Raw genomic sequence first — 16,758 nt, forward strand, 5'->3', positions numbered from 1 at the left:
GCTTACCACACTCCATCTAGTCCACAGCCAATCCACTTCAAATCGCAACTTATCAGATGGTTTTATATTCACACCAAGCTGAAACTGATCTGGTGCATCTACACATGTAGAAGCGCTAAGTTGCTGATTTGCTATGCTTGCTGTTAAAGGATTTGTGTATTGTACTTGCGCAGTACCAGATAAATGCGTGTGGGTCATGCTTCTGTATGTAGCACCAAGTGTTAACCACTCTACAGGTTTATACATGATACCTAAGTTCCAGGAAAAATTATGATAATCGGCTAAATTGGTTTTTACAGCTGCATTGCTTGTTAAAGGTAAACCAGTTTTTGCACTTTGTTGTGCAGTTAAAAGCGGTACTCCAAAAGCATACCGTTCAACGCCACTTTGCGTTGTACCTATGTCTATTGCACCTCCTATAAATAAATTATCTGTAATTTTATAACCTGCGCCAAAAGCAAAAACTTCCCTGTAGTACCAGGATTTATAAGAATCGTAAGATAGCGGATTTAAAGGGCTATTTGTCCAGCTAATCGATAATCCAAAAGGCACATATACACCAAAGCCCAGTGTCAATTTTTTACTGACAGGCAAAGCAATGCCAAAGTTTGGTATAGTCATTGTAGCAGAATTATCTGTAAAAGAGCCAAAAGAAGTACCGCCTGGACTTACTCCAATTGGAGAATATGGATTTGGCGTTGGGTATACACCAAGAGGTTCTACACTCAAGCTGTTTACAGTTAAAAACGGTTTTACATTTTCAAAACCAAGTGTCACTTCGGGCTTATTAATCTGGGCAAGACCAGCTGGGTTATAGTATAGAGCAAATGGATCATTTGCCCAGGCAGCATATGCACCACCCAAAGAAGTAGCTTTTGCTCCTATACCGTACGTGTCAACATTACCAGCAAATGCCTTTACAGACAGTAACAACCCTAGACTTGCAAGTAGAGCAACTTTAGACAACTTTTTCATAAAACCCCCTATTAAACAAAATTTTAATTAATCTTATACATAAAAATTTAATAAAAGTCAATAGTAACTTAATTATTTTAAATTTAACCGTATCTTAAAAATTACACTTGACATTTACGTAAAAGATTGATATATTTTGTTTAATAAAATTTAGCAGGGGGAATTTATGGAAAACTGGCCATACAAATCATTGCCAGATATGCTAAAACAAAATGCTATTGCTTTCAAAGACAAGATTGCAATAGCATACAAAAAAGGTGGCGGTATAACAAAATTTACTTATGAAGATTTTTACAAGTTTACTTTAATGGTGTCAAGAGGACTAAAAAAATTAGGAATTAATCCAAAAGATAAAGTAGCTATATTATCAGAAACAAGACCTATGTGGTCTTTGGCAGATTTTGGTATTATGAATATTGGTGCTATTGTAGTACCGATATATCATACCAATACACCAGAGCAAATTGCTTACATTATCAACCATTCAGAAGCAAGAGCTATTTTTGTTTCTGATAAAACTCAATATTTGAAATTACTTGAAGTAAAAGACCAGATTCCAAGTATAGAATTTGTCATAGCTCATGATAGATTTTTGGGTGATAAAAAACTATCTCTTATTACTTTTTATCAAGTTTCAGAAATTTCAGAACCGCTCACTCAAAATGAACAAAAAGAAATAGAATCTTATATCGATAGTATAGATATTGAAGATACTTTTACAATTATATATACGTCAGGCACAACTGCTGAGCCAAAAGGTGTTGAGTTAACGCATAAAAACCTTATCTCAAATATCTACTACATTAATAAAAAAGCAAAAGATCTAATAAACTCAAATGATGTATTTTTAACCTTTTTGCCTTTTAGTCATATTCTTGGCAGGGCTGATAGCTATTACTTACCGCTTGCATATGGCTCACAAATTGCATTTGCAGAAAGTATAGAAAAAATTGCCGATAATATTTTGGAGTTTAAACCCACAATAATAGTTACGGTACCAAGACTTTTAGAAAAAATATATTCCAAAATTTTAGATAGCGTCCACCATGCAAGTAATTTCAAAAAAAACCTTTTCCATGCAGCATTAACTATAGCTAAACAGTATATAGATGCAAAATATGTAAATAAAAACCTCACTTCTAATTTGGAATTAAAATATAAGATTTTTGATAAACTTGTATTTTCAAAAGTCAGAGAAAAATTAGGACTTGTTAACTTCAAAACATTTGTTTCTGGTGGTGCACCACTTGAAATAGAAGTTAACAAATTCTTTTGGGGTTTGGGTATTAAAGTGTTAGAAGGATTTGGTTTAACAGAAACCTCACCTGTATTGTGTGTAAATACTTTTGATAAGATAAAATTTGGTTCAGTAGGAACTTTAATAGAAAATACCCAGGTAAAAGTAGCACCGGATGGTGAATTATTGTTTAAAGGGCCACAAATTACAAAAGGCTATTACAAAGCCCCTGATTTAAACAAAGAAGCATTTGACGAAGATGGATTTTTTAAAACTGGTGATATTGGTAAAGTTGATGAAGAAGGCTTTATTTATATTACAGATAGAAAAAAAGAGCTTATAGTTACAGCAGGCGGTAAAAATATTGCGCCAGCTCCTATTGAAAATGCACTTAAGTTATCCAAGTACATTTCAAATGCATATGTCTATGGTGATAGAAAACCGTACCTGGTAGCTTTAGTTACAATGAATATTGAGCGAGTCTTAGAGTTTGCAAAAGAAAATCATCTCCATTATTTTGATATAGCAGACCTTTCAAAAAATCAAAAAATACTTGATCTATTTAAAGCTGAAATTGAATCGGTAAACAAAACATTGGCAAGATACGAAACTATAAAAAAGTTTTCAATTCTACCCCACGATTTTAGTATTGAAGGCGGTGAATTAACACCAACTTTGAAATTAAAGCGAAGAATAATATATAAAAAATACATGGATAAGATTGAATGCTTGTACACAGAAGAGGGCAATTGTTTTAGTTGCTAAAAGGAGGTTTATGACAATGTTTGACAAAAGGAGGTTTTTGGGATGAGAGAAATTAACAAAGTCGCCGTCCTTGGCGCAGGAGTTATGGGTTCTACGATTGCAGCACATCTGGCAAATGCTGGTATTGAAGTTTTACTTTTAGACTTACCTAGCGACGATGACCCAAATAAAATTGCCAAAGCTGGCTTGGATGCTGCTTTAAAAGCAAAGCCTGCTGCTTTTTATTTGCCAGATTATTCATCTTTTATAAAAGTGGGTAACTTTAGAGATGATATACCAAAAGTTAAGGATTATGATTGGGTTATAGAAGTAGTAGTCGAAAGGATGGATATTAAAAAATCTCTCTTGAATCAACTTGCACCACATTTGAATCCAAATAATGTTTTTTCGAGCAATACAAGTGGCCTTTCAATAAATGAAATGGCAGAAACATTACCAGAAAATTTAAGAAAGAATTTTTTAATTACACATTTTTTTAATCCACCAAGATACATGAGGCTTTTGGAAATTGTACCATCAAAGTATACTGATCCTAAAATTGTAAAAGATATGGCGGAATTTATTTCACACAGGCTTGGTAAAGGTATAGTTTATGCTAAAGACACACCAAATTTTGTTGCCAACAGGATTGGTGTATATTCCATATTTAATGGAATAAAGCACATGCTTGATATGGGATTAACTGTTGAAGAAGCTGATGCAATAGCCGGACCAGCTACGGCAAGGGCAAAAAGTGCTGCATTTAGAACATCTGATTTAGTTGGTACAGATACAATGGTGCATGTTGCAAACAATACTTATGAATTGCTAAAAGATGATGATGAAAGAGAAATTTTCAGGGTTCCAGAGTTTTTAAATTACATGGTTGAAAAAAAACTGCTTGGCAATAAAACAAAACAGGGCTTTTATAAAAAAGAAAAGGTAGACGGCAAAAATGTAACTTATTATTTTGATTACAATAAAAAGGAATACGTTTTATCTCAAAAACCAAAGTTTGCATCAATAGAGATGACAAAGCAAATCGATGATAAAGCTCAAGCTTTAAAAACACTTATATCATCTAATGATAAAGCAGCTCAATATGCATGGAAAAACATACGCGATACAATTATTTATGCAGCCAAGCGTATACCAGAAATTGCTGATGATGTAGTTAATATCGATAATGCCATGAAATGGGGATTCAACTGGGAACTTGGACCATTTGAGATGCTTGATGCAATAGGAATTAAATATTTTGTTGATAGATGCGAAAAAGAATCTGTCAAATTTCCAGAATGGATAAAAGAGATAGATCGAATATATAAAATTGAAAATGGCAAAAAATATTATTATGATTGCATAGGAAAAACTTACAAAGAATTAGAATTGCCAAAAACTCAAATTAACTTAGAGTTACTTAAATCAGCAAACAAAGTCGTAGAAAAAAATTCTGGCGCAAGTTTAATTGATTTAGGCGATGGTGTATTTTGCCTTGAATTTCATACAAAAATGAACGCAATTGGTGCAGAAATTATTACAATGATAAACAAATCACTTGTAAGGGCTCAAAGCGACGGTATAGGTCTTGTTATTGCAAATCAAGGTAAATTGTTTTCAGCTGGTGCTAATTTAATGCTAATTGCAAGTTTGATAGCAGAAGGCGATTTTGCACAAATCTCACAAGCTGTAAAAACATTCCAAAAGGCTTCCATGAGTATCAAATATGCAAAAGTGCCGGTTGTTGCTGCGCCATTTAATTTAACATTGGGTGGCGGTTGCGAGATCAGTCTTCACTCTGATGCCATAGTAGCACACGCAGAAACATACATGGGTCTTGTAGAAGTAGGCGTTGGATTGATACCAGGTGGTGGTGGTACAAAAGAAATGACACTTAGATCAATTGAAGAGGCAAATTTATACAATGCTGATGTTTCTGCATTTGTATTCAAAGCTTTCCAGAATATTGCAATGGCAAAAGTTTCTATGAGTGCAGATGAGTTATTCCAATTAGGTTATTTACGACGTGGCGATTCCATAACAATGAACATTGATAATTTGATTTATGATGCAAAACAAAAAGTTATAGCATTATCCACAAACTATAGACCACAAAAACCCAAAGAAAATTTAAGCGCACCTGGAAGAAGTGTAGCAGCAAGCATCAAGGCACAATTGTGGAACATGAAAATGGGAGGCTACATTACAGAATATGAAGAGTACCTTGGTGGACTTATTGCAAATGTAATGACAGGCGGTGATGTGCCAGCAGGCACATTGATTACTGAAGAATATTTACTTGATTTAGAACGTGAGGCATTTTTAAAAGCTTGCGGTAATAAAAAAACACTGGAGCGTATACAACATATGCTAAAAACCGGTAAACCATTAAGGAATTAAGGAGGAAAAAACCATGAAAAGTGCATATATTTTAGCTGCGTACAGGACAGCAGGGTGCAAAGCAAAAAAAGGTAAATTCAAAGATACAAGGCCTGATGATCTGGCTGCAGCAGCCATAAGAGGTCTTATTGATAGAACAGGCATTGAAGAAGCATATATTCAAGATGTGATTTTGGGATGCGCATTTCCAGAAGCAGAGCAGGGCATGAATGTAGCACGTATTGCTTCTCACAAAGCTGGGCTTTCTTATGAGATACCTGCTCAAACTGTAAATAGATTTTGTTCTTCTGGTTTGCAGGCAATAGCAACTGCTGCAGAGCGTATTATGGCTGGTTTTGCAGACTGCATTATAGCAGGCGGCGTTGAAAGTATGACAATGGTTCCAATGGGCGGCAATAAATACAGCGCAAACCCGGCTTTAGTTGAAACATGGCCAGAAGTATATGCTGCAATGGGTATAACTGCAGAGATTGTTGCAGAAAAATTTAACATAACTAGGGAAGACCAGGATGTTTTTGGTTACAACAGTCAGATGAAAGCAGCTGCTTCATTGGAAAAGTTTAAAGAAGAAATTATACCTGTTGAAATAGAAAAGGTTTCTATAGTCGATGGCAAGGTTAAAAAAGAAAAAGAAATCGTGGATATAGATGATGGTGTAAGAGCTGACACTACACTTGAGGCTTTACAAAAATTAAAGCCTGCCTTTAAAGTAAATGGTACTGTAACAGCTGGTAATGCTTCCCAAATGACAGATGGTGCTGCAGCAGTGTTTGTTGTATCAGAAGACTTTTTAAAGAAAATAAACAAAGCACCAATGGCAAGATTTGTGGGTTTTGCTGTTAAAGGTGTACCACCTGAAATTATGGGTATTGGTCCAACTGCTGCCATACCCGAAGTTTTAAAGCTTACTGGTTTATCTTTAAACGATATAGGATTAATAGAGCTAAACGAAGCTTTTGCATCGCAATCGATATATTGTATAAGAAAACTTGGACTTGATGAATCTATTGTTAATGTTAATGGTGGTGCTATAGCGCTTGGTCACCCACTTGGCTGCACCGGTGCAAAACTTACAACAACACTTTTGCATGAAATGAAAAGAAGAAATAATGTTAAATACGGTTTAGTGTCTATGTGCATTGGTGGCGGTATGGGCGCTGCTGGAATTTTTGAAAAAGTATAAATTTTTGGGAGGTTATCATGAAAGGTGGAGAATTTATTATTAAAGAAACTGATAAAAACGAAATTGTTATTCCTGAGGAAATTACTCAAGAGCAAAAACAAATGGCAGAAACTGCAGAAGCATTCGTTACAAATGAAATATTACCAAATATTGATGAAATAGATAAACATAATCTGGATTTACTAAAATCATACCTTGCAAAAGCTGCCGAGCTAGGTTTTTTGGGAATCTATGCACCAGAAGAGTATGATGGAGTTGATTTAGACACAAAAACTACAATTGCAATAGCTGATAAAATGGGTGCTGCGGGCTCTTTTGCCGTGGCATTTGCAGCGCATGTTGGCATTGGAAGCTTACCGTTAATCTACTTTGGCACAAAAACTCAAAAAGATAAATACCTAAAAAAACTTGCGACTGGCGAATGGATTGCAGCATATTGTTTGACTGAACCAGACGCAGGCAGTGATGCTATGAATATAACCACCTATGCTACACTTTCAGAAGATGGCAAGTATTACATTTTGAATGGTTCAAAAACCTATATTACAAATGGTGGCATAGCAAACTTATTTACTGTTTTTGCAAAAATCAATAAAACAGATTATGCAGCATTTTTAGTAGAACGCAGCTTTGAAGGCGTAAGCATAGGCAGAGAAGAAGACAAAATGGGCATAAGGGGTTCGTCCACCACACCTGTGATGTTTGATAATGTAAAAGTACCTGTTGAAAATCTACTTGGTGAAATTGGAAAAGGCTATAAAGTAGCATTCAGTGTTTTGGATGAAGGGAGGTTTTTGCTATCTGTTGCTGCAATTGGCGGAGCTAAAGTAGCTCTTCAGGAAGCCATCAAATACGGTAATCAAAGAAAACAATTTAAGCTACCTATTACAAAATTCGGCGCAATAAAAGAAAAAATTGCAGATATGATTACAAAAATTTATGCAGGCGAAGCTTTAAATTACAGACTTGCAGATCTCTACGACAAAGAAATTCAAAAAATAAACCATGATGATCCAAATTATTATGTAAAAAAACAAAAAGCTCTCGAAGAATACAGTATAGAGTGCTCGATATCAAAAATTTACGGTAGTGAAGCACTTGATTTTGTTGTAGACGAAACTGTTCAAATTTTTGGTGGTTATGGATTTATAAAAGATTACCCTGCAGAAAGATTCTATAGAGATGCAAGAATAAACAGAATCTTTGAAGGTACAAATGAGATTAACAGGCTACTTGTACCTGGTATAATGCTAAAAAAAGCTATGAAAAACGAGCTTCCATTGCAGCAGAGTGCAATGGCGGCATTTGAAGCTCTAATAACACCGTCTTTTGATGAAATTGATGAAACAAAAAAATATGCAGTTGAAAAAAATCTTATAAAAAATCTAAAAACTTTGTATCTAGCTTTAAGTGGTATGGCAGTTCAAAAATACATGGATAACATTAAAAAAGAAGAAGAAGTTCTTTTTGCTTTAGCTGATATTGCAATAAACATTTTTGCTTTGGAAAGTGCTGTTTTAAGGGCAGATAAAGCACAGGATATTGTAAACCCAAATAAACTGCCTTTATATGACAGTGTTGTCAAAACAGTTACTTTTGAGTGTACAAACAATATAGAAGAGGCGGCAAAACGCGCGGCATTTTATATTGGAGGCGATGCATTACAAAGCATTTTAAGTGGTATTAGAAGATTCACAAAGTACGATGCAAATGAGCTATTAGAAGCAAAAAGATTCCTCGCAGACACCGCAATAGATCAAGAAAAATACATATTTTAATTTAAAAGGGGGCTTAATGCCTCCTTTTTTTGGGGTGATCTATGTATAATGTAATTTTAAATGAAAATCAAAAAAAGATTTTTGAAGAAGCAAGTGAGTTTGTAAAAAGTGTTGACAAACAATTGCTTATTGATATGGATGCAGATTTAATAGAATACCCAAGACAAACCATTAAAAAGCTTGGGGATTTGAATTTACTTGGTATAAGGTTTGAAAAAGAATTTGGTGGCAGAAATTTAAGCTGGCAAGAAGAAGTAGTTTTAATTGAAGAAATCGGCATTCTTGGTGCTGCTTTGTCGTGCGCTAGCGTAATGCCTTCAATTGTAGGTGAGGCGATCTCAAAATTTGGGAGCAATTATCAGAAAGAAAAATATTTAAAACCTACATTAAAAGGAGATTTAATTTGTGCAGAAGGCCTAACAGAACCAAGAGGTGGTTCTGATTTTTTTGGCGCAACAACCATAGCTAAAAAAGACGGCAACAAATGGATTTTAAATGGACAGAAAAGATTTATTGTAGGCGCAAAAGGCGCAGATTATTTTCTAATTTATGCTAAAACCAATTTTTCAAACGATTACAAGCAAAATATGAGCGCATTTTTGGTTGACAAAAATCAAGTTAGTGTGGAAAATCTATATGAGCTTATGGGAGCAAGAGGAGCCGGCACGGGCAGAATTGTACTAAAAAACGCGATTGTTGGCGAAGAAAATCTAGTTGGAAAAGAAAACGAAGGCTCAAAAATATTCTATCAAATGATGATACCAGAACGTTTAACTACTGCAGCAGGGGCGTTGGGTATTGCTAAAGCAAGCCTGGAAATTGCACTTTCCTACTCAAAAAACAGGAAAGCCTTTGGTCAGCCAATAAAAAATTTTGAAGCGGTAAGCTTTAAAATAGCTCAATCAAGCGCATTACTTGATGCAGCAAGATCCCTTGTGCATACAGCAGCAAAAGCAGTTGATGAATTGCAAGACTCAAGTATTCAACGCAGACTTGTTAGTGAAGCAAAACGATTTTCTACACAAGCAGCATGGGAGATTGTAAACAATGCGATGCAAATTATGGGTGGCATTGGCTATACTAATGTTTATCCTGTCGAAAGATACCTCAGAGACACACGATTGATGATGATCTGGACTGGCACAAACGAAATTATGGATTTAATAGTCCAGCACGAATTATATAAAGAATTGGACAAAATGCGAATCAAACGCGATATAGAAAACGATGCCAAATCATCTGACAAAATAGAAGAAAAGGTATTTGAGTAAAAATGGATAGGCACACGCTTGATACACCTTATCCTGTTGGTCCTGTGCATTTTTATACTTGTGAGTTAAGTGGCGATATAATTATGTTTGACACAGGACCATACACATTTGTTGCACTTGACTATATCAAAAAAAACATCAATTTAAACAGATTGAAATACGTATTTATTACACATTCTCACGCTGATCACTATGGGCTTGAAAATTTTATCGCAAAAAACTCACAGGCTAGAATTTTTATGCCAAAAATGGATCACCTTAAATTTACAAATCTTCAAACAAGGATAGAAATTTCTAAAAAGCTGCTTTTAAAATATGGCTTTAGTACAGATTACATTGAAAAAATAAAAGTTATGCTTTTGAATTTTGTAAACAGTGTACCTTTACCCATAAATTATGAAATTTTAGAAGAATCAAAGTTTGATATTGACTTAAATTATATGTTTTGCCCTGGTCACTCCAAAAGTGATGCAGTTTATTTATTTAACGGTTATGCAATAACAGGTGATTGTCTGTTAAATAATATTTTTCAAACGCCATTACTTGATGTTGATTATGATAAAAATGATAGGTTCAATAATTATGAAGCCTATTGTTCTACTTTACTAAAATTTCCAATTTTAGAAAAATATACGATTTTACCAGGACACAGAAAACATAGCTCAATTGAAGAAATTGTAGTTTTCTATGTAACAAAAATTATTGAAAGAGCAAGTCTTATTCAAGACCATTGCGATAAATTAGTATTCGATATTATAAAAAATACAATTCCTTATGCTTTAAATGACCCATTTACTGCCTATATAAAAGCATCAGAAGTATTGTTTTTTCTTGATTTTTTGTTAAACCCGTACTTATTGAAAGAAAGTCTTGAAAAAATAAATATAATAGACAGCCACCTTTTGAGAATGTTTGATAGGATTTTTCTAAAAAAAGTTTATCAAAAAAATTAAGTTTATCAAAAAAATTAAATTAAACTTGAAATTAAACTTTTCAAATATATAATACATGTAGTATTTAATATTTGGAGGATAGTGTTGAATAGAGTTTTATTGGTTATATTTGATGGTTTTGGTGTTAATCCAAATAGAGCTTATAATGCTGTTGCATTGGCAAAAACGCCTAATTTAGATTACTATTTTGCCAACAATTCACATACAGTAATAGAAGCTTCAGGTATTGCGTGTGGTCTTCCAGATGGCCAGTTTGGCAATTCGGAAGTGGGTCATTTAACCCTTGGCTCTGGTAGAATACTAAAGCAAGACCTGCTTAGAATTACAGAAAGTTTTGAAGACGGCACTATTAACGAAAACCCCACATGGCAAAAAATTATAAAAGAAAATTCAAATAAACGGTTGCATTTAATCGGTCTGGTTTCTGATGGAGGCGTACATTCCCATATACAGCATATAATTTACCTTATAAAACTCCTTGTAAAAAACAACATTGAGCCAGTTTTACATATGATAACTGATGGCAGAGATACGCCACCAACAAGTGCGCCCATTTATTTAGATATTTTAGAAAAATTATTTAATAAGCTATCAAAAGGTACAATTGCAACGGTAAGCGGTAGATATTATGCTATGGATAGGGCACAAAACTACGATAGAGTAGAAAAGGCATACAAAGCTATTGTAAATCATGAAGGAATGTCTGCAAAAAGTGCAAAAATTGCTATAGAACAAGCCTATGCAAGAGGAGAAACAGACGAGTTTATAACACCCACCTTTATAGAAGGTGTTGCACCAATCCAAAAAGATGAAGCAGTATTGTTTTTTGATTTTAGAGCAGATAGGATGCGCCAGATTGTAAGTGCTTTTGGAAGCAGTGATTTTAAATACTTTAAGCGCAATAATGTATTTAAAGTTTACTGTATGGTAGAATACGATGAAAAATTTGATTTTGATGTGCTTTTTAAACCCATTTTCCCTAAAAATGTACTAGCAGAAGTCATAAGCAAAGCTGGTCTAAAGCAATTTCACTGTGCAGAAAAAGAAAAATACGCTCATGTTACTTATTTTTTTAATGGCGGAAAAGAGGAGCCTTTTGATAAAGAAGATAGGGTGATTGTACCATCACCAAATGTATCTACGTATGATTTAGCACCCCAAATGAGCGCATGCGAAGTGGCAGATCAAACAATTAAAGCTATAAAAAAGCATTACGATTTTATTGTAATAAACTTTGCAAATGGGGATATGGTAGGGCATACGGCTGTGCAAAAAGCTTGCATAATTGCTGTTGAAACACTTGATACACAATTTAACCGCCTGGTAAAAGCTGCTTTAGAAGAAGGATATAATATTTTACTTACTGCCGATCATGGCAATTGCGACGAAATGGTTGACCCAATAACTGGAGAGCCTCACACCCAACACACAATTTATCCAGTGCCTTTTTTGATTATTGGCAAAAAGTATAACCTTAGAACTCAAGGCGGAATTTGTGATATTGCCCCCACGGTTTTGGATTTGTTAAATTTGGAAAAACCATCGGAAATGAGCGGTAAAAGTTTGCTACTAAAACCAACCTACTATATTTAGGAGGTAAAAATGGATGTAAAGGTTCCTCTTGATGTTCCATATGAGCGAAGACAAAGCTACATTAGAAACTTTAATATTATGACGCACGAAACAGGCAGATTAGCATTATTTGCTGGAGACCAAAAAATAGAGCATATGAATGATGATTTTTATGGACCAAATATTCCAATTGATGATAGTTCACCAGAACATCTATTTAAAATTGCTCAAAATGCAAAAATTGGCGCTTTTGCTTCTCAAATTGGCCTTATAGCCAGATACGGCGTGGATTATCCCAAAATACCGTATGTTATAAAAATCAATTCAAAAACAAATCTGGTTAAAAAAGATTTAAAAGATCCGCTTAGTACAGCAATGCTTGATATCGAGCAAATTGATAGGTTTAAAAAACAATCTGGTTTAAATATTGTTGGTGTTGGTTATACTATTTATCCAGGCAGCGAATTTGAATACATAATGCTAAAAGAAGCAGCTCATATTATATTTGAAGCTCATCAGTTAGGTTTGATTGCTATAATCTGGTCTTATCCAAGGGGAAAAAGTGTTGCAGACGAATACGATCCTCATTTGGTTGCAGGTGCTTGCGGATTGGCCGCGTGCCTGGGTGCTGATTTTGTGAAAGTTAATTTTCCTAAAAAAGAAGGTATAAATATTTTTGAAGCCTTTAAAGAAGCAGTTTTAGCTGCAGGTAGAACACGTGTAATGTGTGCCGGTGGATCATCAAAAGAACCAAAAGCTTTTTTAGAAGAATTATACAATCAAGTTCACATAAGTGGTGTTCAGGGTGCTGCAACAGGCAGAAACATTCATCAAAAACCGCTAAAAGAAGCAATTAGCTTTGCAAATGCAATTTATGCAATACTTATAGAAAATAAATCTGTAGAAGAAGCCTATAAAATTTATCAAGAGGGTTAGTTTATGTTGATTTTCCCTCCAAATAAGACAAAAATAGTTTGCACAATAGGTCCTGCATCAAAAAACAGAGAAGTCATGGAAAAAATGATGCAAAATGGTATGAATATTGCACGCATTAACTTTGCACATGGTAGCTTTGAAGAACACAGAACAATTATAGAAGACCTAAGAAAAACAGCCCAAAAACTAAACAAACGTATAGTGATTTTAGGTGATTTACCAGGACCAAAAATAAGGGTTGAAGATATTGAACCCATTGAATTAAAAGAAGGTGATAGAATAGTATTATCCAGCAATCCTGAAGGTAATGAAATTGGTGTAAACTTAGAAAACTTTGCAAGTTATTTAAGCTCAGGAACAATTATTTATCTAAATGATGGATTTTTGCAGCTTAGGGTGGAAAGCATAGAAGGTCAGAAGGTTAAATGTATTTGTTTGATTGGTGGCAAATTATCATCTCACAAAGGCATTAATCTGCCTGGAGTGGAGCTACCTTTAAAAGCTATAGGTGATTTTGAAAGAAAATGCCTTGATTTTGCAAAAAGCGTTAAAATAGATGCGATAAGCATATCTTTTGCGCAAAGCAAACAGGATATACTTGATGCAAAAGCCTATTGCGAAAAAATTTCTTACAATCCCTTTATAATTGCAAAAATTGAGCGCTTAAAAGCAATAGAAAATATAGATGAAATACTACAAGAAACAAATGGTATAATGGTAGCTAGAGGTGATTTAGGTGTTGAAACACCAATCGAATCCATAGCAATATTGCAAAAGCAGCTCATACAAAAAGCAAACATACTTGGAAAACCTGTAATTACTGCTACTCAGATGCTTGAGTCTATGACAAACAACATAAGACCAACAAGGGCAGAAAGCACAGATGTAGCAAATGCAATACTTGATGGTACAGATTGCGTAATGCTATCAGAAGAATCAGCTGTAGGTAAATATCCAGCAGAATCTGTCTTAATGCTTTCTAAAATTGCCCAAAGCGTAGAAAACAAACGTTATCTTTACCCGATATACGAAACCTTATTTAAAGTACTATCTTCAAAATCGCCAACACTCGAAGATACTATGGCAGTAAATGTTTTTACCACAGTTAAAAACCTAAATCCACTCTTGCTTGTAACGCCAACTACAAGCGGAGCAACTGCAAGGCGTATGAGCCGCTTTAAGCTGCCTATCTGGATACTTGGTGTAACACACAATGAAAATGTAGCGCAAAACTTAGAATTTTCATATGGCGTCTACCCTGTATATGAACAAGAATTGCCTCAGGATTGGAAAAGTTATATAAAATCACTTATTGGAGAACATGAGTCTTCTTTTGTTTTGGTTAGAGGTCCGTCAAAGAAAAACCCTGATGCAAACAATTCACTTGAGATTGTGAGGATAAAGTAGATCATTCGCTAACGCTTCAGAATGACACCCTCACCTGTCATTCTAAAGGGCACGAATGTGCCCGAAGAATCTCATCAACTGCTAAAGCCTTACCCATAATTCTAAAACTAAAACACAAAAAAGAATCTCATTGTCTAATCAAAAAAAATGCTATATCCTACCTTAAATTCTACTATTGTAGGCTTCAGCGTATCATCAAACTCTTGTACGCTAAAAAATACTCTTGTTAAATATCTATCGTGATCAGGACTATTTTGAAGCAATACCAACGGGCTTCCGAAAGTTTTATCAATAAATAGCTTGACTATCAAAGAATTTCTAATCCCAAAAGATAAATAACCATCTGTAACCCCAAGTCCACCATTTGAGCTTTGCAATATTGATACTGGCAGGTGATGCAAAATAGGCATATTCTTTTCTATAAAAAATTTTTCATTATAGCGACCACCGTTTTTGCAAGAATACCAGAATTTAATATTTTTTTTAATAGGCAAAAGCGTAAATGTAGCCATTCTAATAGATGCTTTTGTGGGTTTTGAAAGTTTTAGAGTATCATAAATTGATACTTTCTTAAAAGCAAAATCAACGAGCCATATTCTTTCTTCAATCGCCAGGTCAGATAAATAATTTATTCCTTTTATGAAAAATTTATCCTCACCTGTTTTTTTAACTTCTATATTTGAAGTTTCGTTTAAATTTGCAATCCTGCCAAAGGAGCAGGATTCTATTGTTGTTGTGCCTGTATAGTAATCAGCACCGTGAGATATATAATCCAGTTCCCCATGATTAACGCTACCAAATAAAAGTTTTTTTTCATTTTTGCATACATTTTCAAGCGCAAGACCTTTTTTAGTTAGAAATGTAGCACTGTATTGTTTGCCTTTTAATAAAATTTTCCCTGAATTTTTATCAAAATCAAAATCTGTGGCATTTTTTATCTCTATTTTAAAATTGTTATTAAACTTATTCAAATAGTTAAGCGCAACCTGCCATTTATTTAAAGTAGTGTGCGTTCTATAATCGCTTCCCCAAAATTTCAGTAAATTCTTCCATGATTTTTTGTCAGCTTTGTTTTTCGTACTATCATAACAATTATGACACAAGGTATTAATGTAGTGCCCACCAAGACCAGCTACGCTCCATCTGCTTAATGAGTATTTAGGCTGTTTTTTAACAATTATAGGATATACAGGGTTACTCAAATCAAGAACTATTTTTTTATTTGCAAATTGCAAGACTTCACAAGGCAGTAAAAATTCTCCGTAATTTTTTAAAGCCAAAAAAATCTTTTCTATATTTTTCCATTCGTTTGTATTGATATTGTTTTCTGTATTAAAACGTCCTGGCCTAAAATTAAAAACTTCTAAATCTGAAGAATATATTGGCAAATAACGATAACCTTTTTTTATAAAGCGCTCAATCATGGATAAATAATTTTCGAGTGTATTTTGAGACGTAGCCGTACGCTGAAATTGCTGAAAAAGGATAGAATTGGTCCAGATAATAGGTATTTGGGTTTTTATCCCTTTTGCTATTGCAGGTGCAAAACCATACGATTCTTGCCAGTAATGTGCGTTGATAGAGTAAGGGTTGTTCCACTCCATACAAATTGCATCATAGAATTCTTTATAGATATCTACCATAGATTTCGAAAATACCTGTTCGTTTAAAAAAGCAACCCTGGGCTTGATTCCCAAAAAATTCTCATAAACCTTCAACCCAAGCTCTTGATTTTTTACATTTACTTTATATGGCACAATTGGACCTATGATTTGCTGATAACCGCTTGCAATAACTTCAACCAAACCGCTTTTTGAAAGAATTTTTAGCTCATCTATAAACAATGGGGCAAGTTTAGAAAGTTTTTCAAGTGTATAGCCACTGAGCTCGATACCAGTTTTTGTATTAGTTGACTTAATTATTTGAAGCAATGGAAAATAGCTTTTAGCAATAACTTCATTTAGCTGATCTTCATCAATTGATGAAAACGCCAGATTACAATGAAATATAAGGTAAAATTTTGGTTTATTCATTGGATATAGTTACAATTTCAATAATATTGACAACGCTTTGAGCTCTTTCCACAGCTTCAATTTTTGTTTCGCCTGTAGTTATGACCACGCCTGCTCTTTTTGTATGATCGGTAATTTTCTCCACTATATCATTTGGATTTACAAAAAATTGGAGTTTGTAAAGCCATTCAGCATCCTTAAACATTTCAATGTTTTTTATTTCCTTAACAACTCCAGGTTTTGGAAAAAAATATCTTATGGCAACACCTTTTTGATATTTTGGTTTAATA

Annotated in this window: 11 protein-coding genes and 1 pseudogene; 9 read left to right on the forward strand and 3 right to left on the reverse strand. The window is 34.2% G+C overall.

Going from position 1 to position 16,758, the window contains the following annotated elements:
* Positions 1-975 (reverse strand): OmpP1/FadL family transporter (locus Q0C22_RS09200; protein WP_291494029.1); only part of this gene is annotated, 975 nt, incomplete at its 3' end.
* A 166-nt stretch (positions 976-1,141) separates the two neighbouring features.
* Between Q0C22_RS09200 and Q0C22_RS09205 the strand changes: the two genes are divergently transcribed.
* The 9 genes from Q0C22_RS09205 to pyk all read left to right on the forward strand — a co-directional run bounded on the left by Q0C22_RS09205 (position 1,142) and on the right by pyk (position 14,456).
* Positions 1,142-2,977, forward strand: coding sequence for a long-chain fatty acid--CoA ligase (locus Q0C22_RS09205; protein ID WP_291494031.1), 1,836 nt, complete (start codon positions 1,142-1,144; stop codon positions 2,975-2,977).
* Positions 2,978-3,019: 42 nt separating this feature from the next.
* A complete protein-coding gene (locus tag Q0C22_RS09210; RefSeq protein WP_291494033.1) occupies positions 3,020-5,356 on the forward strand; it encodes a 3-hydroxyacyl-CoA dehydrogenase NAD-binding domain-containing protein in 2,337 nt (778 codons plus the stop codon).
* A gap of 13 nt (positions 5,357-5,369) precedes the next feature.
* The gene (locus tag Q0C22_RS09215; RefSeq protein ID WP_291494035.1) at positions 5,370-6,539 is read left to right on the forward strand and encodes a thiolase family protein; all 1,170 of its coding nucleotides are present in this window, start codon (positions 5,370-5,372) and stop codon (positions 6,537-6,539) included.
* A 17-nt stretch (positions 6,540-6,556) separates the two neighbouring features.
* Positions 6,557-8,317, forward strand: a complete 1,761-nt coding sequence (locus Q0C22_RS09220) for an acyl-CoA dehydrogenase family protein (protein WP_291494037.1) — start codon at positions 6,557-6,559, stop codon at positions 8,315-8,317.
* 41 nt (positions 8,318-8,358) lie between these two features.
* Positions 8,359-9,588, forward strand: a complete 1,230-nt coding sequence (locus Q0C22_RS09225; protein ID WP_291494039.1) for an acyl-CoA dehydrogenase family protein — start codon at positions 8,359-8,361, stop codon at positions 9,586-9,588.
* Positions 9,589-9,590: 2 nt separating this feature from the next.
* Entirely contained in the window at positions 9,591-10,541 is a 951-nt protein-coding gene (locus tag Q0C22_RS09230; protein WP_092128367.1) for an MBL fold metallo-hydrolase, read from the forward strand.
* Between the two features lie 78 nt (positions 10,542-10,619).
* A complete protein-coding gene (gpmI, locus tag Q0C22_RS09235) occupies positions 10,620-12,134 on the forward strand; it encodes a 2,3-bisphosphoglycerate-independent phosphoglycerate mutase (protein ID WP_367172143.1) in 1,515 nt (504 codons plus the stop codon).
* Positions 12,135-12,143: 9 nt separating this feature from the next.
* Entirely contained in the window at positions 12,144-13,049 is a 906-nt protein-coding gene (locus tag Q0C22_RS09240) for a hypothetical protein (protein WP_291494044.1), read from the forward strand.
* A 3-nt stretch (positions 13,050-13,052) separates the two neighbouring features.
* The gene (pyk, locus tag Q0C22_RS09245; RefSeq protein WP_291494047.1) at positions 13,053-14,456 is read left to right on the forward strand and encodes a pyruvate kinase; all 1,404 of its coding nucleotides are present in this window, start codon (positions 13,053-13,055) and stop codon (positions 14,454-14,456) included.
* Positions 14,457-14,590: 134 nt separating this feature from the next.
* On the opposite strand, the gene Q0C22_RS09250 is transcribed toward pyk, so the two are convergent.
* Both Q0C22_RS09250 and Q0C22_RS09255 read right to left on the reverse strand, forming a co-directional pair.
* Complete coding sequence (locus Q0C22_RS09250; protein WP_291494048.1) at positions 14,591-16,489, reverse strand: hypothetical protein; 1,899 nt, start codon at positions 16,487-16,489, stop codon at positions 14,591-14,593.
* Positions 16,482-16,758 (reverse strand): annotated as a pseudogene (locus Q0C22_RS09255) (hypothetical protein); the annotation flags it as partial. The pseudogene Q0C22_RS09255 and the gene Q0C22_RS09250, both read right to left, overlap by 8 nt.

The organism is Desulfurella sp., from assembly GCF_023256235.1.
Classification (GTDB): Bacteria; Campylobacterota_A; Desulfurellia; order Desulfurellales; family Desulfurellaceae; genus Desulfurella.

Excerpts from the sequence above, each read along its gene's own strand:
- Q0C22_RS09215 (WP_291494035.1), top strand. The coding sequence starts at position 5,370 with ATGAAAAGTGCATATATTTTAGCTGCGTACAGGACAGCAGGGTGCAAA.
- Q0C22_RS09240 (WP_291494044.1), top strand. The coding sequence starts at position 12,144 with ATGGATGTAAAGGTTCCTCTTGATGTTCCATATGAGCGAAGACAAAGC.
- Q0C22_RS09230 (WP_092128367.1), top strand. The coding sequence starts at position 9,591 with ATGGATAGGCACACGCTTGATACACCTTATCCTGTTGGTCCTGTGCAT.
- pyk (WP_291494047.1), top strand. The coding sequence starts at position 13,053 with ATGTTGATTTTCCCTCCAAATAAGACAAAAATAGTTTGCACAATAGGT.
- Q0C22_RS09205 (WP_291494031.1), top strand. The coding sequence starts at position 1,142 with ATGGAAAACTGGCCATACAAATCATTGCCAGATATGCTAAAACAAAAT.
- Q0C22_RS09225 (WP_291494039.1), top strand. The coding sequence starts at position 8,359 with ATGTATAATGTAATTTTAAATGAAAATCAAAAAAAGATTTTTGAAGAA.
- Q0C22_RS09210 (WP_291494033.1), top strand. The coding sequence starts at position 3,020 with ATGAGAGAAATTAACAAAGTCGCCGTCCTTGGCGCAGGAGTTATGGGT.
- Q0C22_RS09250 (WP_291494048.1), bottom strand. The coding sequence starts at position 16,489 with ATGAATAAACCAAAATTTTACCTTATATTTCATTGTAATCTGGCGTTT.
- Q0C22_RS09220 (WP_291494037.1), top strand. The coding sequence starts at position 6,557 with ATGAAAGGTGGAGAATTTATTATTAAAGAAACTGATAAAAACGAAATT.